Here is a 20,519-nt window from a genome sequence, read left to right as displayed (position 1 = left end):
CATGAAAGTGCTGGCTTCTGTTAAGCGCATTTGCCGCAACTGCAAAATCATCAAGCGCAAGGGCGTGGTGCGTGTGATCTGCTCGTCGGACCCGCGTCATAAGCAGCGCCAAGGCTAATTTCGCAAAGAGGATTGACGAATGGCACGTATCGCAGGGGTCAACATCCCCAACCACAAACATACCGTGATTGGCCTGACGGCGATCTACGGTATCGGCCGCTCGCGCGCTCAGAAGATTTGCGAGGCTACTGGTATCCCGACCGACAAGAAGGTCAAGGACCTGACGGATCCGGACCAGGACGCGCTGCGTAAGGAAATCGAGAAGTTCCTCGTCGAAGGCGATCTGCGCCGTGAAACGACGATGAACATCAAGCGCCTGATGGATTTGGGCTGCTACCGTGGCGTGCGCCATCGCAAGGGCCTGCCGATGCGTGGTCAGCGTACTCGCACCAATGCCCGTACCCGTAAGGGTCCGCGCAAGGCCGGCGTCGCGCTCAAGAAGTAATCCGTCGGGTAAAGGATAGGAACTATGGCAAAAGCAGCGAATACCGCCGCCCAGCGCGCGCGCAAGAAGGTTCGCAAGAACGTCGCCGACGGCATCGCGCACGTTCACGCGTCGTTCAACAATACGATCATCACGATCACTGACCGCCAGGGCAATGCCTTGTCGTGGGCGACGTCTGGTGGCCAGGGCTTCAAAGGCTCGCGTAAGTCGACCCCGTTCGCAGCCCAGGTGGCCGCTGAGAGTGCTGGCCGTGTAGCGCAGGACCAAGGCATCAAGAACCTGGAAGTTCGCATCAAGGGTCCGGGTCCGGGTCGTGAGTCCGCTGTGCGTGCTCTGAACAACCTTGGCATCAAGATCCAATTGATCGAAGACGTGACGCCGGTGCCTCATAACGGCTGCCGTCCGCCGAAGCGCCGTCGCATCTGAGTGATTCGGCCGGTCCCGCCAGTTCTTGGCGGGTCTGGTCCGCGGGTGTTATACTCGCCCGCTTGCCTGTCTTCCGGTCTGCCGGAAGGCGGGTTTCGTCATTTCATAAGCCCACTGTTCGCTGCGGTTCCGTTGAAGGAGCTGACAGGCGAACCATCCGAGGTCTTGCACCACGGATGATTGATAACGAAGGAACGCAACGTGGCACGCTATACCGGCCCCAAGGCGAAACTGTCTCGCCGCGAAGGTACTGACCTTTTTCTGAAGAGCGCACGTCGCTCGCTCGCCGACAAGTGCAAGCTGGACAGCAAGCCTGGTCAGCACGGCCGCACTTCGGGCGCCCGCACCTCCGACTACGGCAACCAACTGCGTGAAAAGCAGAAGGTCAAGCGTATCTACGGCGTGTTGGAACGCCAATTCCGTCGCTATTTTGCTGAAGCCGACCGCCGCAAGGGCAACACGGGTGAAAACCTGCTGCAACTGCTGGAGTCGCGCCTGGACAACGTCGTCTACCGCATGGGTTTTGGTTCGACTCGCGCTGAAGCGCGTCAGCTGGTGTCGCATAAGGCGATTCTGGTGAACGGCCAAGCCCTGAACGTGCCGTCGGCGCAGATCAAGTCGGGCGATGTGGTCGCTATCCGCGAGAAGTCGAAGAAGCAAGCGCGTATCGCCGAGTCGCTGACGCTGGCAGAGCAATCTGGCTTCCCGACCTGGGTGGCTGTCGACGCGAAGAAGATGGAAGGCACGTTCAAGCAAGCTCCGGATCGTGCTGACATCGCCGGCGACATCAACGAAAGCCTGATCGTCGAACTGTACTCGCGTTAATGACGACGCCCGCGCCGGAAGGTGTGGGCTCGTGCGCCTTTTGGGGACGCTCATTCGTCAACAACATTGTGTGCGCGCGGGGCATTGCCCGCCCGCCGTACTGACCCGAATCGTTACGTGCCGCAACGTGATTGCGGCACGTGCGTCTTTCGTCGCGGCGTTCGCGATGGAAACTTTCCAGTCCAATCCGTCAGCCTTATCGGTGTAACGAGCCGAGGGTATTGAAATAGGACAACCTATGCAAACAGCACTCCTGAAGCCCAAAATTATTGCGGTTGAGCCGCTTGGCGATCATCACGCGAAGGTCGTCATGGAACCGTTCGAGCGCGGCTACGGCCATACGCTCGGTAACGCGCTGCGCCGCGTGCTGCTTTCGTCGATGGTTGGCTACGCGCCGACCGAAGTCACGATCGCTGGGGTCGTCCACGAATACTCCACCATCGATGGCGTGCAGGAAGACGTCGTCAATCTGTTGCTGAACCTGAAGGGCGTGGTCTTCAAGCTGCACAATCGTGATGAAGTCACGGTGTCGCTGCGCAAGGAAGGTGAGGGTGTGGTGACCGCCGCCGATATCGAGCTGCCGCACGATGTCGAGATCATCAATCCGGGTCACGTGATCGCCAACCTGTCGTCCGGCGGCAAGCTGGATCTGCAGCTGAAGGTCGAGCAAGGCCGCGGCTACGTGCCGGGCAACGTGCGCAAGTTCGGCGATGAGTCGAGCAAGGTCATTGGCCGCATCGTGCTGGACGCGTCGTTCGCACCGGTGCGCCGTGTGTCGTACGCGGTGGAGTCTGCACGTGTGGAGCAGCGTACCGACCTCGACAAGCTGGTGATGAACATCGAGACCAACGGCGTGATCTCGCCGGAGGAAGCGATTCGTCAGTCGGCGCGTATCCTGGTTGACCAGCTATCGGTATTCGCCGCGCTGGAAGGCACCGAGAGCGCCGCCGAGGCCGCGGCCGCCCGCGCACCGCAGATCGATCCGATCCTGCTGCGTCCGGTCGACGATCTGGAACTGACGGTGCGTTCGGCCAACTGCCTGAAGGCCGAGAACATCTATTACATCGGCGACCTGATTCAGCGGACCGAGAACGAACTGCTCAAGACCCCGAACCTGGGTCGCAAGTCGCTCAACGAGATCAAGGAAGTCCTCGCTTCGCGTGGCCTGACGCTCGGCATGAAGCTCGAGAACTGGCCGCCCGCGGGTCTCGAGAAGTAAATCGTCATCGTCGGCCGGTGCGTGAGCATCGGCCGGTTTTCCCGCCACCGCCGTTTTGGGTGGCTTATTGTTAAGGCTACCGGCCCGCGCCACGCAGCGTTGTATACGCGGCGGCGATAGAAGAGCTGGTCAAACACACTTAAGAAGGAATCATCATGCGTCACCGTCATGGTTTGCGGAAACTGAACCGCACCTCGTCGCACCGTCTCGCGATGCTGCGCAACATGTCCAACTCGCTGCTGCAGCACGAGCTGATCAAGACCACCCTGCCGAAGGCCAAGGAGCTGCGCAAGGTCGTCGAGCCGCTGATCACGCTGGCCAAGAAGGACACCGTCGCCAATCGCCGTCTGGCATTCGCCCGCCTGCGTGACCGCGACATGGTCACCAAGCTGTTCACCGAACTGGGCCCGCGTTTCGCGACCCGTCCGGGCGGCTACACCCGTATCCTGAAGTTCGGCTTCCGTCAGGGCGACAATGCGCCGATGGCGCTGGTCGAGTTGCTCGACCGCCCGGAAGTTGCCGAGGCCGTGGACGCCGAAGCCGCAGCCGAGTAAGCCACGTTGCGGGTTGGTGCTGGTGCGGCATCGCGTCGCGCCGGCTGGCCCAAGAAGAGCGGGTTTTCGCTCGCATTACAATGAAGCCAGGAGTCGCATCCTGGCTTTTTTGTTGCCTGTGCGTGGCCTTGCGGCCTCACCGCGCGTCCTTGTGGAGTTTGCATGCCCGCTGGAACCGATGTGTTACTGGTCCTGACCACTATGCCCGATGGTGAAAGCGCGGACCATGTGATCAAGATTGTGTTGGAATCTCGTGCGGCCGCGTGTGTCAATCGCTTGCCGGCGTGCGTATCGACCTACTGGTGGAAGGGCGCGATCGAGCAGGCGACAGAGGTTCCACTGCTCATCAAGACAACGCGTGCGTCGTATCCCATGCTGGAAGCGGCGCTGCGTAAGGCGCACCCGTACGAGGTGCCCGAGATCATTGCCATTCCGCTGGCGGCAGGGTTGCCCGCCTATCTCGCATGGGTGTCAGGCGAAACGCGCCCGCTTTCCGTATGAAGTCCGACAGTCGTTGATATGACCTTCCTTTCGTTTCCGTCCTTGCGTCGCGTACTGCAGTTGCTGATGCTGCTGGCCGCCGTGGCGATCCTGCATGCCCCCGCACACGCTGATGACGATTTTCTGCCGCCAGAGCAGGCGTTTCGATTCACGGCGGCACAGGTGGACGGCCAGACCGTGGAGGTCAAGTTCGCCATCGCTGACGGGTACTACATGTATCGCGAGCGGCTGATCGTGGCAGCGGATCCCGCAACAATCACGTTCGCGCCGCTGGAACTGCCGGCGGGCAAGGTCAAGTTCGACGAGACCTTCAACAAGAACGTCGAGACGTATCGCCATGAACTGGTCTTTCGCGTGAAGGCGCAGAACGCATCCACGCCATTTACGCTGGTCGTCACTTCCCAGGGCTGCGCCGACCAGGGGTTGTGCTACCCGCCGATGAAGAGTCGGTTCGAGGTGAAGCCAACGTCGGCGTCCGGTTCGCCTTCGGCAGCCGTGGTCCCGGCCAACTCGGGCGACACACTCGGCCGCATCGCCAGCACGCTGGGCAGCGGCAATCTGGGCGCGATCGCCGCGCTTTTCTTCGGGTTGGGGCTACTGCTGACGTTCACACCGTGCGTGCTGCCGATGCTGCCGATCCTGTCGGCCATCGTGGTGGGCGAGCACGCAACGCGTTCGCGTGCGGCGGTGGTGTCGATCGCCTATGTGCTTGGCATGACGGTTGTCTACACGGCGGTCGGCGTTGCGGCCGGGTTGGCCGGGCAGGGCTTGCAGGCTGCGCTTCAAAACGTATGGGTGCTGGGAGCGTTTGCCGCGCTCATGGTGCTGTTGTCGCTCTCGATGTTTGGGCTGTACGAACTGCAGTTGCCGGCATCCTGGCATCATCGCCTGACTCAGGCATCGAATCATCAAAACGGCGGACAGATCGTTGGCGCCGCGGTCATGGGTGCACTGTCAGCGCTGATCGTATCGCCGTGCGTGACGCCCGCACTGGCGGGCGCGCTCGCTTACATCGCACAGACCGGCAATGCCGCCATCGGCGGCGCGGCGCTCCTGTCCATGTCCATCGGCATGGGCGTGCCGCTGGTGCTGGTGGGCGTGGGCGCGGGCAACTTGCTGCCGCGTGCCGGGCGCTGGCTCGTGGTGACCAAAGCGATCTTCGGCTTCATCCTGCTTGCAGTCGCCCTCTATATCGTGCAGCCGATTGTCCCGCCATGGGCAGCCATGGTGGCGTGGGGCGCGCTGTTGATCGGCGCTGCCGTATTCCTCCGCACCTTCGATTCGCTGCCGGACGGGGCGGGCAATGTGCAGCGCCTGGGCAAGGTGGTGGGGGTGGTACTGGCGCTGGCGGGGGCTGCGCAACTGGTCGGCGTGGCTGCCGGTGGCCGCGACCCGCTGCAGCCGCTGTCCGGCCTCATGCGCGCGTCGGCCGGGACGCCGGTGCGAGAAGAGATGCGCGGCCTCACATTCAAGCGCGTGAAAAGCCCTGCTGAACTCGATGCCGAAGTGCGCAATGCCAGCCTGGCGGGCCGGGCCGTCATGCTTGACTTCTATGCCGACTGGTGCGTCAGTTGCAAGGAAATGGAACGTCTGACATTCACCGATGCCCGTGTGCGCACGGCGCTCACGGATGTGGTGCTCTTGCAGGCCGACGTGACCGCCAACAACGCCGATGACCAGGCGCTGCTCAAGCGTTTTGCCCTGTTTGGGCCGCCCGGCACGATCTTCTTCGATCCGCACGGCCGGGAGGCGAGCGTCCGCGTGATCGGCTTCGAGCGTGCCGAGACCTTCCTGGAAAGCCTGCGCCGGGCACTCAGCCCAGCGCGGGCCGTCTGATCAGGCGCGCAGCAAGCGGGCAGCGTCCAGGGCGAAGTACGTCAGAATCCCGTTCGCACCCGCACGCTTGAATGCGAGCAACGATTCCAGCACGACCTTGTCGTGATCCAGCCAGCCGTTCTGGGCGGCGGCTTTCAACATCGCATACTCGCCGCTGACTTGGTAGACGTAGGTCGGAAAGCGGAATTCATCCTTCACCCGCCGCACGATATCGAGGTAAGGCATGCCGGGCTTGACCATCACCATGTCCGCACCCTCGGCGATGTCGAGCGCGACTTCGCGCAACGCCTCATCCGAATTGGCCGGGTCCATCTGGTAGGTCATCTTGTTGCCCTTGCCCAGATTGGTCGCCGAGCCTACCGCGTCACGGAACGGGCCATAGAACGCGGACGCATACTTGGCCGCGTAGGCCATGATGCGCGTGTGGATGAAGTCATCATGTTCCAGCGCCATGCGCAAGGCGCCGATGCGGCCGTCCATCATGTCGGACGGCGCGACGATGTCCACGCCGGCCTCAGCCTGGACCAGCGACTGGCGTGTCAGGATCTCGACCGTCTCTTCATTGAGCACGTAGCCGTTCTCATCGAGCACACCGTCCTGACCGTGGCTCGTGTACGGGTCGAGCGCCACGTCGGTCAGGATGCCGAGTTCAGGGAAGCGCGCCTTCAGCGCCTTCACTGCGCGCGGAATCAGACCGTCCGGGTTGGTGGCTTCGATGCCGTCCGGTGTCTTGATCGACGGCTCGATCACGGGAAACAGCGCAAGCACCGGAATACCAAGCTGCACGCACTGCTCGGCGACGCCCAGCAGCACGTCGATCGATACACGCTCGACGCCCGGCATGGAGGACACCGCCTGCCGCACACCAGTGCCTTCGAGGATGAAGACCGGGTAGATCAGGTCGTCGGCCGTCAGGCGCGACTCGCGCATCATGCGGCGGGAGAAATCGTCACGGCGCATGCGGCGCGGACGATGGTCGGGGAAGCTAGCGATCATTTCAGCGGACCCTAAGAACACACTGTGAAGTTTCTAAACTTTTGCCGCGATTATCCATCCTACGCACGGACAACGCGCCCGCGACGCTGGTGCGGCGTCCCCCGCGGCTCCTCCCTGACGCGGGTTCCCATCGACGGCTCGATGGGATCGTTACCCCCGTTGCGCGTTTGGCGACGGGGTTTTTTTTGCCTGTTCCGTGTCCGGTGCCGACTTCGATGCCTCCGGCAGGCACAGCCAGCCTGCGACAATGCGCTGCGCCTCTTCGATGCCGCGGCGCTTCAGGCTCGAAAACAACTGCACCGTGAGCGACACGTCGCCGTCGATCTGCGTGCGGTAATCGGCCAGCACCTTGCGCGCTGCCATCAATGCGCGGGAGGCGTCGTTGTTGGTCAGCTTGTCAGCCTTGGTGAGCAGCACGTGGATCGGCTTGCCCGTCGGCAGGAACCACTCGACCATCTGGCAATCGAGGTCGGTAAACGGACGGCGCGCGTCCATCATGATGACGAGACCGGCGAGTTGCTGGCGCGCCTGCACGTAGTCGCCCAGCAGGTGTTCCCAGTGCGACTTGGTCTCGCCGGGCGCCTCGGCATAGCCGTAACCCGGCAGGTCAACCAGGAAGCCGAGCGGGTCTTCCGCCTTGGCTGGCATCACCGAAAAATAATTGATGTGCTGCGTGCGGCCGGGTGTCTTGCTGGAGAACGCGAGCCGCTTCTGGTTGCACAGGATGTTGATGGCGGTCGACTTGCCCGCGTTTGAGCGACCTGCAAATGCGACTTCGGGCACGGCAGTGGCCGGTAAATCGCGCAGATGATTGACGGTGGTAAAGAATCGGGCTTGATGGAGGAGCGACATGCGCGGCAATGCTTGTAGACTGCGTGGGTTGCTGCGCCGCGAGGTCGCATTGCAGGGCTGTTATTGTACAATACGCCGGTTTACGGACGTCCCCACCAGTTCCGTCGCAGGACCGCCCCGAGGCCCGGGCCGGTCCGTTTTCATGCGGCGGTCTGGTCCGAGGAGAGGGGACGCCCGGCGCCGCTGGGTCCGGCAGTGTGCGGCGCACGCAGCATTCGAAAACAATCTAGACAAGGTGTGCGAATGAACCGCATCGCGAACGTTCTTGCTGTCGCAGCGCTGTCCCTGGCATCGGCCCTTTCGGTGGCTCACGCCGAAGAACAGAAAGTCGCAAAAGCCGATGCTGCGCACGGCGAGACGATCTTCAACGCCGGGATCCCCGCCAATGGCGTGCCCGCCTGCACCAGCTGTCATGGCGCCGGCGGTAACAGCGCGATGAACGTCAACCCGAAGCTGGCGGGCCAGCATCCGGAATACATCGAGAAGCAGCTCAAGGATTTCAAGGCCCGGACCGAACGCAACCACCCAGTCATGTCGGTCTATGCCGCCGCGCTGTCCGAGCAGGACATGAAAGACATCGGCGCGTATCTGGGCAAGCAGCCGGCCTGGAAGCCGGGCTTCGCCAAGAGCAAGGACACCATCGAGCTGGGGCAGAAGCTCTATCGCGGCGGCGACGCCAAGCGAGGCATCGCGGCGTGCGCTGGCTGCCACGGCCCGAACGGTGCCGGCATTCCGGCGCAATACCCGCGCATCGCCGGTCAGTTTTCCGAGTACACCGAAGCCCAGCTGACCGCCTTCCAGTCGGGCGCCCGCAAGAACAGCGTGCAGATGACCGCACTGGCCGGCCGCATGACAGCCCAGCAGATCAAGGCCGTGGCCGACTATATTGCCGGCCTGCGCTAATCTGCCGCACCTGACTGTCATGTGACGGTCGCACAATCAACAAGGAGAACGGGGTGGCAATGCGCCTGGCATCGCCGCCCCGTTTTCGTTTCTGAACCGTACCTTCTTCCGCATGTCTTCGGTTTCCACTTCTGGCGTCCAGATCCGTTCGCGCCGGCGCGCACTGCGCGAAACGGTCGAATTGCTGTCGTCGATGCGCTTTGCGATCAGCCTGCTGACCGTGATTGCCATCGCCAGCGTCATCGGTACGGTACTCAAGCAGAATGAGCCGTACCCGAACTACGTCAACCAGTTCGGGCCGTTCTGGGCCGATGTGTTCCGTTCGCTGACGCTGCCCACGGTCTACAGCGCGTGGTGGTTCCTGCTGATCCTGACGTTTCTGGTGGTGTCGACCTCGCTCTGCATCGTGCGTAATGCACCGAAGATGCTGGCCGATATGCGTGCCTGGCGCGAGAACGTCCGCGAGGGCAGCCTGCGCGCGTTCCATCACAAGGACGAATTTGATACGTCCGCCGATGCCGCGACCGTCACGGCACGCCTGGCGGCACTCGCACAGAACCGCGGCTTCCGCATCAAAGCCTTCGCACGCGAGGAGGGCGCCACGCTCATCACCGCCAAGGCTGGCGCAGGCAGCAAGATCGGCTACATCCTCGCGCACGCCGCCATCGTCATCATCTGCATCGGCGGGCTGCTCGACGGTGACATGATGATCCGCCTGCAGATGTGGTTCGGCGGCAAGTCGCCGATCAAGGGCAACGCCGTCATCAACGAGATCGGGCCGGAGCACCGGCTTTCCACGTCCAATCCGGGTTTTCGCGGTAACGCGTTCGTGCCGGAGGGTTCGAGCGTGAGCACGGCGATCCTGAATATCGCTGATGGGGCGCTGATCCAGGACCTGCCCTTCACGATCACGCTCAAGAAATTCACGGTCGAGCATTACTCGACCGGTATGCCCAAGCTGTTCGCCAGCGACATCGTCGTGACGGACCGCCGCACAGGCAAGCGGACAGACGCGCGCGTCGAAGTGAACAAGCCTTTCGTCTTCGACGGCGTGGCAATCTACCAGTCGAGCTTTGAAGACGGCGGTTCCAAGCTCACGCTGACCGGATTCCCCATGCAAGGGAACAACACGAAGACGTTCGCGCTCTCCGGTACCGTGGGCCAGGACACCAAGCTGACCGGCCACGGGGCTGACTACACCGTCGAGTTCACCGACTTCCGCCCGATGAACATCGAGACCGTCACGGATGCCTCCGGCAAGCCCGACGCGCGCGGCGTCGGTAGAAAGGGCGGCAATGACGCTGGCCTGCGGGCGGAACTCGGCAACATCACCAAGATGACGCGCGATCGGGATCTGCGCAACGTCGGTCCTTCGGTGCAGTACAAGCTGCGCGACGCCAACGGTCAGGCACGCGAGTTCAGCAACTACATGCAGCCGGTCACGCTCGATGGGCAGTCTGTGTTTCTGGCCGGCGTGCGCACGCAGCCGGACGAGCCCTTCCGCTACCTGCGCATCCCTGCCGACGCACAAGGCACCGTGAACGACTGGATGCGCCTGCGCGCCGCGGTGCAGAACCCAGCGATGCGCGGGGAGGCTGCACGCCGCTTTGCGCTGCTCTCCATGCCTGGCGACGACCGTGCCCAGCTACGCCAGCAGTTGATGGAGAGTGCCCAGCGTGCGCTCGACCTGTTTGCGGGCAGCACCACCGCACAGGGCGCCTCCGCGGATCCACAAGGCGGCTTTGCCGCCATGGCCGCCTTCCTGCAGAAATCCGTTCCCGAGGGCGAGCGCGAGAAAGCCGCCGACGTGCTGATGAAGATCATCAACAGCTCGATGTGGGAGCTGTGGCAACTGGCCCGGGCGCAAGACGGCCTGCCAGCGCCCGCCGTGGACGCCACCACCAGCCAGTGGCTGCAGACCGCGGTCAACTCGATATCGGACAGCTTCTTCTATGGCGCCCCCGTGTATTTGCAGCTCACCGACTTCCAGCAGGTTCAGGCGAGCGTGTTCCAGCTCACGCGTGCGCCGGGCAAGAACATCGTGTATCTTGGGTCGTTGCTGCTAGTGCTGGGCGTATTCTCGATGTTCTATGTGCGGGAGCGCCGCTGGTGGCTGTGGGTCCGACCGCAATCCGGGGACGCCGCTTCCGGCGCACATGTGCTGACCGCCATGTCGACCACGCGCCGCACGCTCGACTTTGACCGTGAGTTCGAGCGCCTCAAGCACGATGTCCGCGCCGCGACTGGCGCAGCCGGTGCCGCCCAGACTGCGCTGGCCGGTCCCAACCCAACGAAGTGAGCAGGTGATGGAAGCGACCAATCCTCCCCAAACGTCCGTGGCGAGCGCTGATCTGGGTGCGCTGCAGCGCCCATCGTATTTCCGCCGCCTGCATTGGTTTGACTGGCTGTTCGCCGCGCTGCTTGTGGCGGGTGCCGGCTATGCATTTTCGCGCTACGGCGCCTACATGGACGGCTACGAGCGCGGCATCCTGATTGCCGTGGTTCCGGCCTTCGCCTGGCTGGGCTGGACTTGGAAGCCGGTGCGAGTCCTGATGATCGGCGTGGCCATCCTGGCGCTGTTCGGGATCGCGCAGTACAGCGGCCCGAACGGCCCCGAGCTCGCCCGCGCAGAGCATGCGTTTTTCCTCAAGTATTTCCTCGCCAGCCAGTCGGCCATCCTCTGGATGAGCGCACTGATCTTCCTGTCCACGCTGTTCTTCTGGGCGGGGCTCGCACTGCGCTGGGAGGCTGGCGGGGCGATCGGCAGCAAGCTGTGCTGGGCCGCCGTGGTGCTGGGCCTGACCGGTATGCTGGTGCGTTGGTATGAGTCCTACCTGGTCGGGGCGGATATCGGGCATATCCCCATCTCGAACCTGTATGAGGTGTTCATCCTCTTCACGCTGATCACCTCGCTGTTCTATCTGTATTACGAACAGCGCTACAGGACACGCGCCCTGGGGCCCTTCGTGATGCTGGTGGTGTCGGCGGCAGTGGGCTTCCTGCTGTGGTACACGGTCTCGCGCGGCGCGCAGGAGATCCAGCCGCTGGTGCCGGCATTGCAGAGCTGGTGGATGAAGATCCACGTGCCGGCCAACTTCATCGGGTACGGCACCTTTGCCCTGTCCGCCATGGTGGGAGCTGCCTACCTGCTCAAGGAACACGGCATCCTCGCCGACCGGCTGCCGCCGCTCGAGGTACTCGATGACGTGATGTACAAGGCCATTACGGTTGGCTTTGCGTTCTTCACCATCGCGACGATCCTCGGTGCGCTGTGGGCGGCTGATGCCTGGGGTGGCTACTGGAGCTGGGATCCGAAGGAAACCTGGGCCCTGATCGTCTGGCTGAACTATGCAGCGTGGCTGCACATGCGACTGATGAAGGGCCTGCGCGGCCGCATGGCAGCGTGGTGGGCCCTGATCGGCCTGGTGGTGACGTCGTTTGCGTTCCTGGGCGTCAACATGTTCCTGTCGGGGCTTCACAGCTACGGCGAACTGTAAGTCGCAAAAATGCTTCGGCGGACTGGAATAAAGACGCGCCCAGCGTGTTTACTGCTCTGAGAGGGCGCGACTCCCGCGCCTCTCCACCCAAGGAGAACGAGATGAGCCAGTCCGCAGCTTCCCCCATGTTGTCCCACCCGCGCATGGCATTGGCCGGTGCCGTACTGCTCGCCGCGCTGGGTTTGGCCGGCTGCAGCAGCATGGGCATGGGGACGCCCGCCACGCCGACAGCCGTGAAGGTGGCCAACGGCGCGCTGACCGATCAGCACGGCATGACGCTCTACACGTTCGACCGTGACACCGTCGCCGGCAAGAGCGCCTGCAACGGCAAGTGCGCAGCCAACTGGCCTCCGCTGGCTGCCAACGACGCCGACAAGCCTTCTGGCGACTACACCATCGTCACGCGCGACGACGGCAAGAAGCAGTGGGCATACCGGGGCAAGCCGCTCTACCTGTTTGGCAAGGACAAGATGCCCGGCGACCAGACCGGTGACGGCTTCCTGAACATCTGGCACATCGCCAAGCCGTAAGCCCACCGCCGCGCCCGCGCGCTCATGACCGACATCGCTGGCCGCCTGATCGCGCTGACGCCGCGTCTGCGCCGTCACGCGCGTGGCCTGGTGGCCGACCCCAGCCGCGCCGATGACCTCGTCCAAGATACGCTGGAACGCGCCTGGCGCTACCGCTGGCGCTTCCAGTTGCGGCCGACGAGTCTGGGCGTGCTCGGGGCGGCGAGCGCCGCCGACGGGCTGTTTGCCTGGCTGCTGACCATCATGCACCGCCTGCATCTGAACGCCGTGCGCCGGCCGGATCGGATCGAGCTGACCGACACGCCGCCCGATATCCCGATCGATGACGACCCCGGCTTGCGCCGCGACCTGGTGCGTGCGCTTGCCTCGTTGCCAGAAGACCAGCGCGCGGTGCTGCTGCTGGTCGGGCTCGAACAGTTCGCTTACAAGGAGGCTGCCAGCGTGCTCGGCGTGCCGGTCGGGACGGTGATGTCGCGCCTGTCGCGCGCCCGTGAGCGGATGCGCATCGCGCTGGACGGCACGCCTGCCGCGTCGAACCCATCACGTGATGGCAGCCCCGCGCTGCACCGTGTGAAGTGAGGCCCGTCATGTCCGCCAACATCCACATCGACGAACTTCACGCCTATGCCGACGGCTGTCTGCCTGCGGCGCGGCGGGCAGCCGTGGAAGCCCATCTCGCGGCGCATCCGGGGGTCGCCGCCGAGGTGGCCGCCTGGCGCGAGACCAATGCCCGACTGCATCGTGCGTTGGATCCACTCCTCAACGAGCCGGTACCGCCGCGTCGCATTCCGGCGGCCGTTCTTGCGGCAGCGCAGCGGCCGTCCCGTGCCGGCTTCGGCGCATCGCGCGGCTGGCATGTTGCGGCACTGAGCCTGGCCTGCCTGGCTCTCGGAGTGGGCGCCGGTTGGCTCGGCCGAGGTGCCGTCGAGCGCGCCTTGCCGATGCAACGCTTCGCCAACGACGCGCTCGTTTCGCACGTTGTGTTTGCCCCGGAGTCCAAACACATGGTGGAGGTGCCGGCCACGGAGGAGGCACATCTCGTCACGTGGTTGTCGCGGCGACTGGATGCGCGACTTCACGTTCCCGATTTGACGGCGCTCGGCTATCGGCTGATTGGCGGGCGCCAGACGGTCGTGGCAGATGCCCCCACGGCCATGTTGATGTACGAGGGCCCCGGCGGCACGCGCATCTCCGTACAGGTGCGGCGCATGCCGAATAACCGCGATACCGGCTTCCGGCTCGAGACGCTGGCGCCAGACAACCGCGTGCTGCAAGCGATTCATCCGGCCGTCGATCGCCAGCCGCCGATGGCCTTCTATTGGGCCGATCACGGCCTGGGATTTGCGGTATCCGGACCGCTGGCGCGCGCGCAGTTGCTGGAAGTCGCGCAGGCGGTCTACCGGCAGTACGGCGAATTCACCGCGCCGGCCGCCTTGGCCGACTAGACCCACTGACTTTTTTGGGATCGCGCTGTCAGGTTGGCGGCGTGGCCACGACAGAAGCACATCGGGAGCGCATCTCCCCAACGACGAGGAACGATCATGCTGATCAAGACCGACCGCTGGCTCCGCGGCGAAGACATTCCCGCCAGCGAGATCACGCCGCAGCACATTTTCGAGGAGCGCCGCCGCTTCCTGGCTGCGGCGGCTGCCGGTGCGGCTGGCGCGGCGTTGACGCCCTGGGCGTCGCGCGAGGCATTTGCGGCCAGCGCGCCGCTGGCCAAACTTGCGGCCAGGCCGAATCCGGCCTACACGACGGTCGAGAAGGCTACGCCATTCGCAGATGTGACGTCGTATAACAACTTCTACGAGTTTGGAACCGACAAGTCGGATCCCGCGCGTTACGCCGGCACACTGCGCCCGCGTCCCTGGCAGGTCAGCGTAGAAGGGCTGGTGAAGGCGCCCAAGACGTATGATCTGGATGACCTGATGAAACTGGCGCCGATGGAGGAGCGCATCTACCGCCTGCGCTGCGTCGAGGGCTGGTCGATGGTGATTCCCTGGGTGGGCTTCTCTCTGGCGGAGCTGATCAGGCGGGTGGAGCCGCTGGGCAGTGCGAAGTACGTCCAGTTCATCTCGCTGGCTGACAAGCGTCAGATGCCCGGTGTGACCAGCCCGGTACTGGAGTGGCCGTACAGCGAGGGCTTGCGCCTGGACGAAGCGATGCATCCGCTGGCGCTGCTCACTTTTGGCCTCTACGGCCAGGTCCTTCCCAATCAGAACGGTGCGCCGGTGCGCGTGGTCGTGCCCTGGAAGTACGGCTTCAAGAGTGCCAAGTCCATCGTCAAGATCCGCTTCGTCGACAAGCAGCCGCCGACCAGCTGGAACATCGCCGCATCCAACGAATACGGTTTCTACTCCAACGTGAACCCGACGGTTGACCACCCGCGCTGGAGCCAGGCGACCGAGCGCCGCATCGGCGAAGACAAGGGGGGCTTCGGCGGCCTGTTTGCGCCGAAGCGCAAGACGCTGATGTTCAACGGTTACGATCAGGTCGCCTCGCTCTACACGGGCATGGACCTGCGCAAGAATTTCTGAGGTCGACATGACATTGCTACCGACCATGCTTGCGCCAAGGCAGGTGCGCGCGGTGAAGGCCGTAGCGTGGCTGGTGGCCCTCGTGCCGTTCCTGCGCATTGTCTTGCTGGGCGCGACCGACCAGTTTGGGCCGAATCCGCTGGAGTTCGTCACGCGCTCGACCGGCACCTGGACCCTGGTCCTGCTGTGCTGCACGCTGGCCGTTACGCCCTTGCGCCGGCTCACGGGGATGAACTGGCTCATACGCCTTCGCCGCATGCTGGGGCTCTATGCGTTCTTCTATGGCACGTTGCACTTCCTGATCTGGCTGGTGGTCGATCGCGGTCTTGATCCGGCGTCGATGCTGCAAGACATCGGCAAGCGGCCCTTCATCACGGTGGGCTTCACCGCATTCGTATTGATGATTCCGCTGGCCGCCACATCGACCAACGCGATGGTGCGCAGGCTGGGCGGCAAGCGCTGGCAGTGGTTGCACCGGCTTGTCTATGTGACCGGCGTGCTGGGCATCCTGCACTACTGGTGGCATAAGGCTGGCAAGAACGATTTTGCCGAGGTATCGATCTATGCTGCCGTGATGGCGATATTGCTGGGGTTGCGCGTATGGTGGGCATGGCGCGGCGCCCGACAGGGGGCGGTCAGGGGCGGGGTCATGCCGGCACGCGATTGATACCGTGTGCGCAAAACAAAAAGCCGCGAATGTCGCGGCTTTTTTCTTGCGGTGGCGGTGGCTTATTGCGGCAGCAGATGCTCGCCGCGGACCAGGTCTTCGAACCGCTCGCGCTCGCGCACCAGGTGCACCTGGTTGCCGTCGATAATGACCTCTGCCGCGCGGTTGCGCGTGTTGTAGTTCGAGCTCATCGTGAAGCCGTACGCGCCGGCCGACAGGATCGCCAGCAGGTCGCCCGGCTGCACGGCCAGTGAACGGTCGCGGCCGAGCCAGTCGCCGGACTCACATACCGGACCGACCACGTCATAGACCACCGGCGCGCTTTCCCCTTCTCGCACCGGCACGATGTGGTGGTACGCCTCGTACATGGCGGGGCGCGCCAGATCGTTCATGGCCGCGTCGACGATGCAGAAGTTCTTGGCTGCGCCCGGCTTGAGATACTCGACACGCGTGAGCAGCAGCCCCGCGTTGCCGACCAGAGACCGGCCCGGTTCGAACAGCACGGCGCGGTCACCGAAGCCGCGTTGCTCGACACGGTCCAGCAAGGTGCGCGCAAAGGCCGTGATGTCGGGCGGCGTTTCATCCGTGTAAGTAATGCCCAGGCCGCCGCCCACGTCGATGTGCGACAGGCGGATGCCCTCGGCGTCAAGCTGCGCCACCACATCGAGCACCTTGTCCAGTGCATCCAGGTACGGCGACACTTCGGTGATCTGCGAACCGATATGGCAATCGATGCCGACCACGCGCAGGTTTGGCATCGCTGCCGCGGCACGGTAGGTCGGCAGCACCTCGTCGAATGCCACGCCAAACTTGTTGCCCTTCAGTCCCGTCGAGATGTAGGGGTGCGTCTTGGCATCCACGTCGGGGTTGATGCGCAGCGACACCGGGGCTGTCTTGCCCATCGAGGCGGCTACATCGTTCAGTCGGTGCAGCTCGGGGATCGACTCGACGTTGAAGCATGCGACGCCAGCCTCCAGCGCGAAGCGCATTTCATCCGCGCTCTTGCCGACACCCGAGAACACGACTTTCGACGCCGATCCGCCGGCGGCCAGCACGCGCTTGAGTTCACCAGCCGAGACGATGTCAAAGCCTGCGCCAAGCTGCGCGAACACCTGCAGCACGGCGAGGTTCGAGTTGGCCTTCATGGCGTACTGCACGTGCGCGTTGCGGCCCTCGCAAGCGGCGGCGTAGGCGCGATAGTTGGCCGTCAGCGCGGCGCGCGAATACACATACGTGGGCGTGCCGAACTGAGCGGCAATCGCATCGAGCGCGACGCCTTCGATCATCAGCGCGCCGGATTGGCGGACAAGGGACTCAGACATGGGCGAGAACATTCAGGGCGCCGCGACAGGCTGGGCGGACGGCGCCGGTTGAGCGAAATGGTCGGATCAGCGGTTGGCAGGCACCGCGCTGGCAGCTTGTGCGTCGGGTTTTGCGCCAGGTACGGGCGGTTGCGGCACGGCGTTCGGGCCTGCGATGCCGGGGTCTGCAGTCTGCGGCGCAGTCGGCGCCGGCGGCACCCTGGGCATATATAGCGGCCCGCGAATCCCGCAGCCGGATAGGCCCGCGGCCGTCAGGGTCAGGCCGACAGTGGCTACAATGGCGGCGATTCGTATCATCGGATGATGGTGCAGAAAGGATGCCCAAGGGTGCAGCCCTTGCGGCGATTGGAGTCACATGAGGCGAGGCGTCAGCGGGCCGGAAAGGCCGCTGCGCAAGACTTTGGAGTGTAGCATGCCCCCCCTGAGCGAATCGGAGTTCCTGGCCTTGGCCGACGCCGAACTCACCCGTATCGAAAGCATCGTCGAGATCGCTGCCACCGAGGCCGAGGCCGACATCGAGATCAACCGTACCGGCAACGTGCTGACGCTCGAATTCGACGACGGCTCGAAGATCATCATCAACAGCCAGGCGCCGATGCAGGAGCTCTGGGTGGCGGCGCGCGCGGGCGGTTTCCACTTCCGGCGCGACGATGGCCGCTGGGTGGATACGCGCAGCGGCGAGGAGTTGTACGTCGCGCTCTCGCACTATGTCAGTCAGCAGTGCGAGGTCGATGTGACATTGGCGGCAGGCTGAACGCGGCGCGCATCGCGTTCGCTGCAAAAACAAAAGCCGCCCCGCAGGGCGGCTTTTTTCGTGGGCGAGCCGAACGGAGCTCAGTTGCCGCGGAACATGTCGAGAATCTTCTGCTTTTCCTGTTCCGGCGTCGGCGCGAGGTTGATGCCTGGCTGCTGCGATTGCTGCTTATCGCCTCCCGGTTGGGCGCCCGGCAACGCGTCGCCAAGCCCCACCGAAGCGACGCCCTGACCGTTGGCGTATTCCTCGTAAGCCCAGTCGCCCGCCATCTGCACGACGCCTTCGGGCGGCTGGCGGTCGATTTCAGGCTGGCCCTTGAGGGCATAGCTCATGTAGTTGATCCAGATCGGCAAGGCCAGGCCACCGCCGGTTTCGCGGTCGCCCAGGCTGCGCGGGTTGTCGTAGCCCATCCACGCGATGCCAACAAGCTTGGGCGTATAACCACAGAACCACGCGTCGAACGAGTCGTTGGTGGTGCCCGTCTTGCCGGCCATGTCGTTGCGGCCGAGCTTCTGTTTGGCGAGGTAACCCGTGCCGCCCGATACCACGCTGCGCAGCAGTGAATCCATGATGAAGTCGTTGCGCGGGTCGATCACCCGCACGGCATCCTTGCCGGCCATCACCGGATGCGCCTGCTGGATGACCGTGCCGCGTACGTCGACGACGCGATCGATGATGTACGGGTTGACGCGGTAGCCGCCGTTGGCGAAGACCGAATACGCACCGGCCATCTGCAGCATCGTCACGGATCCCGCGCCCAGGGCCATCGGCAGGTAAGCGGGATGCTTGTCAGCCTCGAAGCCGAAGCGCGTGATGTACTGCTGGGCGTACTGCGTACCGATGGCCCGCAGGATGCGCACCGACACCAGGTTCTTCGACTTCTGCAGCGCGCGGCGCATCGTCATCGGGCCGTCGTAGCCGCCGCCGTAGTTTTTCGGCTCCCATACCTGCCCCCCTGTGTCACCGGACGGGATCGACAGCGGCGCATCGTTGATCACCGTGGACGGCGAAAAGCCCTTGTCCACCGCCGCCGAGTAGATGAACGGCTTGAAGCTCGAGCCCGGCTGGCGCCAGGCCTGCGTGACATGGTTGAACTTGCTGCGGTTGAAGTCGAAGCCGCCGACCATGGAGTAAATGGCGCCGGTCTGCGGGTCCACCGAGATGAAGCCCGAGGCGACTTCCGGCAGCTGCGTGATCGACCACTTCTGTGTCTTGGCGTCCTGGATGACGCGAATCACGGCGCCAGGGCGCAGTTTGATCTTGGGCTGCGCATTGGCCGACAGCGCCGCCTGGGCGAAGCGCAGGCCGTCACCCGACAGGTCGATCGTCTCGCCGGTCAGCATGGTTGCGCGCACCAGCTTGGGCGCAACGCTCACGACGACCGCCGATTGCAGGTCGTCGCTGTTCGGGTGTTCGAGCAGCACGTCGTCGATGGCCTGTTCGCGGTCCTCCGCATCGGAGGGGAGGTCGATGAAAGCCTCGGGCCCGCGGTAGCCATGGCGGCGTTCGTAGTCGAGGATGCCGCGGCGCACGGATTGGTAGGCGACCTCCTGATCTTCCTTGCGCAGCGTGGTGTAGACGTTCAGGCCGCGCGTGTAGGTCTCTTCGCGGTACTGCGCATACATGAGCTGGCGCACCATCTCGGCGACGTACTCGGCGTGCACGTCGAATTCATGGCCTTCGCCGCGCACCGGCAACTGTTCATGGATCGCCTGATCGTATTGCTCCGGCGTGATGTAGTGCAGGTCGCGCATGCGCTGCAGGATGTACTCCTGGCGCACCTTGGCACGCTTGGGGTTCACCACCGGGTTATACGCGGACGGCGCCTTGGGCAGGCCCGCAAGCATCGCGGCCTCGGCCAGGGTAATGTCCTTGATGTTCTTGCCGAAGTAGATCTGTTCGGCACTGGCAAAGCCGTATGCGCGCTGGCCCAGATAGATCTGGTTCATGTACAGCTCGAGGATCTGGTCCTTGGTGAGGCTCGCCTCGATCTTGTAGGCCAGCAGCATCTCGTAGATCTTGCGCGTGTACGTCTTCTCGCTCGACAGGAAGAAGTTGCGCGCCACCTGCATGGTGATGGTCGACGCGCCCTGCGACAGGCTGCCGTGCAGGTTCGCCAGGCCCGCGCGCAGCACGCCGATGAAGTCGACGCCGCCGTGCTCGTAGAAGCGGTCGTCCTCGATGGCCAGTACCGCGCGCTTCATCACGTCGGGCATCTGCGTGATGGGAACGAAGCTGCGGCGCTCCTCGCCGAATTCACCGATGAGGACATTGTCAGCCGTGTACACGCGCAGCGGGATCTTCGGCCGGTAGTCGGTGATGACGTCCAGCGACGGCAGGTTGGGCGCGGCCACCAGCAGGGCGTAGCCCACCAGCAGCGCCCCGACGAGCCCCATGGCAACGAACAGGCCAATCATCCAGAGGAGCAGGCGCACCCACAGCGGACGGCGGGCTTTGGGCGGCTTGGGCGAGGCTGGTGTGGTTTGGGCAGTAGCCATTACGAGGGGTATCTGTCAGCGTGGCGGCGATTATATCGTCGTGCCTCCCTGGCTCCGGGCGCGCGGGCGTAACAGCGCGTAACGGGCGTCACGACTG

22 protein-coding genes are annotated in these 20,519 nt (G+C 64.0%); 17 read left to right on the top strand and 5 right to left on the bottom strand.

Features of this window, described 5'->3' with window-relative positions; translation table 11 throughout:
* Position 1 precedes the first annotated feature (1 nt).
* From rpmJ to dsbD, 8 genes are all read left to right on the top strand, one after another.
* Positions 2 to 118, top strand: coding sequence for a 50S ribosomal protein L36 (gene rpmJ / locus R2N03_RS18600; protein WP_003264141.1), 117 nt, complete (start codon positions 2 to 4; stop codon positions 116 to 118).
* Positions 119 to 139: 21 nt separating this feature from the next.
* The gene (rpsM, locus tag R2N03_RS18595; RefSeq protein ID WP_004634501.1) at positions 140 to 505 is read left to right on the top strand and encodes a 30S ribosomal protein S13; all 366 of its coding nucleotides are present in this window, start codon (positions 140 to 142) and stop codon (positions 503 to 505) included.
* Between the two features lie 24 nt (positions 506 to 529).
* The gene (gene rpsK, locus R2N03_RS18590) at positions 530 to 931 is read left to right on the top strand and encodes a 30S ribosomal protein S11 (RefSeq protein ID WP_003264143.1); all 402 of its coding nucleotides are present in this window, start codon (positions 530 to 532) and stop codon (positions 929 to 931) included.
* 201 nt (positions 932 to 1,132) lie between these two features.
* On the top strand, positions 1,133 to 1,756 hold the full coding sequence (rpsD, locus tag R2N03_RS18585) for a 30S ribosomal protein S4 (protein ID WP_316659328.1): 624 nt from the start codon (positions 1,133 to 1,135) through the stop codon (positions 1,754 to 1,756).
* A gap of 238 nt (positions 1,757 to 1,994) precedes the next feature.
* Positions 1,995 to 2,975, top strand: a complete 981-nt coding sequence (locus tag R2N03_RS18580) for a DNA-directed RNA polymerase subunit alpha (protein ID WP_316659327.1) — start codon at positions 1,995 to 1,997, stop codon at positions 2,973 to 2,975.
* Positions 2,976 to 3,130: 155 nt separating this feature from the next.
* Positions 3,131 to 3,529 (top strand): 50S ribosomal protein L17, encoded by a 399-nt coding sequence (rplQ, locus tag R2N03_RS18575; RefSeq protein ID WP_252684657.1) that lies wholly within the window; start codon positions 3,131 to 3,133, stop codon positions 3,527 to 3,529.
* Positions 3,530 to 3,691: 162 nt separating this feature from the next.
* Positions 3,692 to 4,030: a divalent-cation tolerance protein CutA gene (gene cutA / locus R2N03_RS18570; RefSeq protein ID WP_316659325.1), complete on the top strand. Its 339-nt coding sequence runs from the start codon at positions 3,692 to 3,694 to the stop codon at positions 4,028 to 4,030.
* Positions 4,031 to 4,048: 18 nt separating this feature from the next.
* Positions 4,049 to 5,866: a protein-disulfide reductase DsbD gene (gene dsbD / locus R2N03_RS18565; RefSeq protein ID WP_316659323.1), complete on the top strand. Its 1,818-nt coding sequence runs from the start codon at positions 4,049 to 4,051 to the stop codon at positions 5,864 to 5,866.
* Here dsbD and hemB read toward each other — a convergent pair whose 3' ends face one another.
* Together hemB and yihA are read right to left on the bottom strand one after the other, a co-directional pair.
* Positions 5,867 to 6,862, bottom strand: a complete 996-nt coding sequence (hemB, locus tag R2N03_RS18560) for a porphobilinogen synthase (protein WP_316659322.1) — start codon at positions 6,860 to 6,862, stop codon at positions 5,867 to 5,869.
* A 150-nt stretch (positions 6,863 to 7,012) separates the two neighbouring features.
* The gene (yihA, locus tag R2N03_RS18555; RefSeq protein WP_316659321.1) at positions 7,013 to 7,714 is read right to left on the bottom strand and encodes a ribosome biogenesis GTP-binding protein YihA/YsxC; all 702 of its coding nucleotides are present in this window, start codon (positions 7,712 to 7,714) and stop codon (positions 7,013 to 7,015) included.
* A 243-nt stretch (positions 7,715 to 7,957) separates the two neighbouring features.
* Here yihA and R2N03_RS18550 point away from each other — a divergent pair, with 243 nt between their 5' ends.
* The 8 genes from R2N03_RS18550 to msrQ all read left to right on the top strand — a co-directional run bounded on the left by R2N03_RS18550 (position 7,958) and on the right by msrQ (position 15,848).
* Entirely contained in the window at positions 7,958 to 8,617 is a 660-nt protein-coding gene (locus R2N03_RS18550) for a c-type cytochrome (protein ID WP_316659320.1), read from the top strand.
* Positions 8,618 to 8,729: 112 nt separating this feature from the next.
* Positions 8,730 to 10,916 carry a cytochrome c biogenesis protein ResB gene (locus tag R2N03_RS18545; protein WP_316659318.1) on the top strand — a complete coding sequence of 729 codons (2,187 nt, stop codon included), beginning with the start codon at positions 8,730 to 8,732 and terminating at the stop codon, positions 10,914 to 10,916.
* A gap of 7 nt (positions 10,917 to 10,923) precedes the next feature.
* A complete protein-coding gene (gene ccsB / locus R2N03_RS18540) occupies positions 10,924 to 12,114 on the top strand; it encodes a c-type cytochrome biogenesis protein CcsB (RefSeq protein ID WP_316659316.1) in 1,191 nt (396 codons plus the stop codon).
* A 101-nt stretch (positions 12,115 to 12,215) separates the two neighbouring features.
* Positions 12,216 to 12,644 carry a COG4315 family predicted lipoprotein gene (locus R2N03_RS18535; protein ID WP_316659315.1) on the top strand — a complete coding sequence of 143 codons (429 nt, stop codon included), beginning with the start codon at positions 12,216 to 12,218 and terminating at the stop codon, positions 12,642 to 12,644.
* A gap of 24 nt (positions 12,645 to 12,668) precedes the next feature.
* Positions 12,669 to 13,223, top strand: coding sequence for an RNA polymerase sigma factor (locus R2N03_RS18530; RefSeq protein WP_316659314.1), 555 nt, complete (start codon positions 12,669 to 12,671; stop codon positions 13,221 to 13,223).
* A gap of 8 nt (positions 13,224 to 13,231) precedes the next feature.
* Positions 13,232 to 14,089: an anti-sigma factor family protein gene (locus R2N03_RS18525; RefSeq protein WP_316659313.1), complete on the top strand. Its 858-nt coding sequence runs from the start codon at positions 13,232 to 13,234 to the stop codon at positions 14,087 to 14,089.
* A 96-nt stretch (positions 14,090 to 14,185) separates the two neighbouring features.
* On the top strand, positions 14,186 to 15,181 hold the full coding sequence (gene msrP / locus R2N03_RS18520; protein ID WP_316659312.1) for a protein-methionine-sulfoxide reductase catalytic subunit MsrP: 996 nt from the start codon (positions 14,186 to 14,188) through the stop codon (positions 15,179 to 15,181).
* A gap of 7 nt (positions 15,182 to 15,188) precedes the next feature.
* A complete protein-coding gene (gene msrQ / locus R2N03_RS18515) occupies positions 15,189 to 15,848 on the top strand; it encodes a protein-methionine-sulfoxide reductase heme-binding subunit MsrQ (protein WP_316659311.1) in 660 nt (219 codons plus the stop codon).
* A 62-nt stretch (positions 15,849 to 15,910) separates the two neighbouring features.
* On the opposite strand, the gene lysA is transcribed toward msrQ, so the two are convergent.
* Both lysA and lptM read right to left on the bottom strand, forming a co-directional pair.
* Positions 15,911 to 17,170, bottom strand: coding sequence for a diaminopimelate decarboxylase (gene lysA / locus R2N03_RS18510; protein WP_316659310.1), 1,260 nt, complete (start codon positions 17,168 to 17,170; stop codon positions 15,911 to 15,913).
* A gap of 66 nt (positions 17,171 to 17,236) precedes the next feature.
* Positions 17,237 to 17,467 (bottom strand): LPS translocon maturation chaperone LptM, encoded by a 231-nt coding sequence (gene lptM, locus R2N03_RS18505; RefSeq protein ID WP_316659309.1) that lies wholly within the window; start codon positions 17,465 to 17,467, stop codon positions 17,237 to 17,239.
* Positions 17,468 to 17,582: 115 nt separating this feature from the next.
* On the opposite strand from lptM, the gene cyaY reads away from it, so the two are divergent.
* Positions 17,583 to 17,924, top strand: coding sequence for an iron donor protein CyaY (gene cyaY, locus R2N03_RS18500; protein ID WP_316659308.1), 342 nt, complete (start codon positions 17,583 to 17,585; stop codon positions 17,922 to 17,924).
* Positions 17,925 to 18,004: 80 nt separating this feature from the next.
* Here cyaY and R2N03_RS18495 read toward each other — a convergent pair whose 3' ends face one another.
* The gene (locus tag R2N03_RS18495; protein WP_316659307.1) at positions 18,005 to 20,422 is read right to left on the bottom strand and encodes a penicillin-binding protein 1A; all 2,418 of its coding nucleotides are present in this window, start codon (positions 20,420 to 20,422) and stop codon (positions 18,005 to 18,007) included.
* Positions 20,423 to 20,519: the final 97 nt, after the last annotated feature.

Source organism: Ralstonia condita, assembly GCF_958405655.1.
Lineage (GTDB): Bacteria > Pseudomonadota > Gammaproteobacteria > Burkholderiales > Burkholderiaceae > Ralstonia > Ralstonia condita.
This window is presented reverse-complemented; position numbering and strand designations above follow the sequence as displayed.

Excerpts from the sequence above, each read along its gene's own strand:
- rpmJ (WP_003264141.1), top strand. The coding sequence starts at position 2 with ATGAAAGTGCTGGCTTCTGTTAAGCGCATTTGCCGCAACTGCAAAATC.
- rpsM (WP_004634501.1), top strand. The coding sequence starts at position 140 with ATGGCACGTATCGCAGGGGTCAACATCCCCAACCACAAACATACCGTG.
- rpsK (WP_003264143.1), top strand. The coding sequence starts at position 530 with ATGGCAAAAGCAGCGAATACCGCCGCCCAGCGCGCGCGCAAGAAGGTT.
- R2N03_RS18580 (WP_316659327.1), top strand. The coding sequence starts at position 1,995 with ATGCAAACAGCACTCCTGAAGCCCAAAATTATTGCGGTTGAGCCGCTT.
- rplQ (WP_252684657.1), top strand. The coding sequence starts at position 3,131 with ATGCGTCACCGTCATGGTTTGCGGAAACTGAACCGCACCTCGTCGCAC.
- cutA (WP_316659325.1), top strand. The coding sequence starts at position 3,692 with ATGCCCGCTGGAACCGATGTGTTACTGGTCCTGACCACTATGCCCGAT.
- dsbD (WP_316659323.1), top strand. The coding sequence starts at position 4,049 with ATGACCTTCCTTTCGTTTCCGTCCTTGCGTCGCGTACTGCAGTTGCTG.
- hemB (WP_316659322.1), bottom strand. The coding sequence starts at position 6,862 with ATGATCGCTAGCTTCCCCGACCATCGTCCGCGCCGCATGCGCCGTGAC.
- yihA (WP_316659321.1), bottom strand. The coding sequence starts at position 7,714 with ATGTCGCTCCTCCATCAAGCCCGATTCTTTACCACCGTCAATCATCTG.
- R2N03_RS18550 (WP_316659320.1), top strand. The coding sequence starts at position 7,958 with ATGAACCGCATCGCGAACGTTCTTGCTGTCGCAGCGCTGTCCCTGGCA.
- R2N03_RS18545 (WP_316659318.1), top strand. The coding sequence starts at position 8,730 with ATGTCTTCGGTTTCCACTTCTGGCGTCCAGATCCGTTCGCGCCGGCGC.
- ccsB (WP_316659316.1), top strand. The coding sequence starts at position 10,924 with ATGGAAGCGACCAATCCTCCCCAAACGTCCGTGGCGAGCGCTGATCTG.
- R2N03_RS18535 (WP_316659315.1), top strand. The coding sequence starts at position 12,216 with ATGAGCCAGTCCGCAGCTTCCCCCATGTTGTCCCACCCGCGCATGGCA.
- R2N03_RS18530 (WP_316659314.1), top strand. The coding sequence starts at position 12,669 with ATGACCGACATCGCTGGCCGCCTGATCGCGCTGACGCCGCGTCTGCGC.
- R2N03_RS18525 (WP_316659313.1), top strand. The coding sequence starts at position 13,232 with ATGTCCGCCAACATCCACATCGACGAACTTCACGCCTATGCCGACGGC.
- msrP (WP_316659312.1), top strand. The coding sequence starts at position 14,186 with ATGCTGATCAAGACCGACCGCTGGCTCCGCGGCGAAGACATTCCCGCC.
- msrQ (WP_316659311.1), top strand. The coding sequence starts at position 15,189 with ATGACATTGCTACCGACCATGCTTGCGCCAAGGCAGGTGCGCGCGGTG.
- lysA (WP_316659310.1), bottom strand. The coding sequence starts at position 17,170 with ATGTCTGAGTCCCTTGTCCGCCAATCCGGCGCGCTGATGATCGAAGGC.
- lptM (WP_316659309.1), bottom strand. The coding sequence starts at position 17,467 with ATGATACGAATCGCCGCCATTGTAGCCACTGTCGGCCTGACCCTGACG.
- cyaY (WP_316659308.1), top strand. The coding sequence starts at position 17,583 with ATGCCCCCCCTGAGCGAATCGGAGTTCCTGGCCTTGGCCGACGCCGAA.
- R2N03_RS18495 (WP_316659307.1), bottom strand. The coding sequence starts at position 20,422 with ATGGCTACTGCCCAAACCACACCAGCCTCGCCCAAGCCGCCCAAAGCC.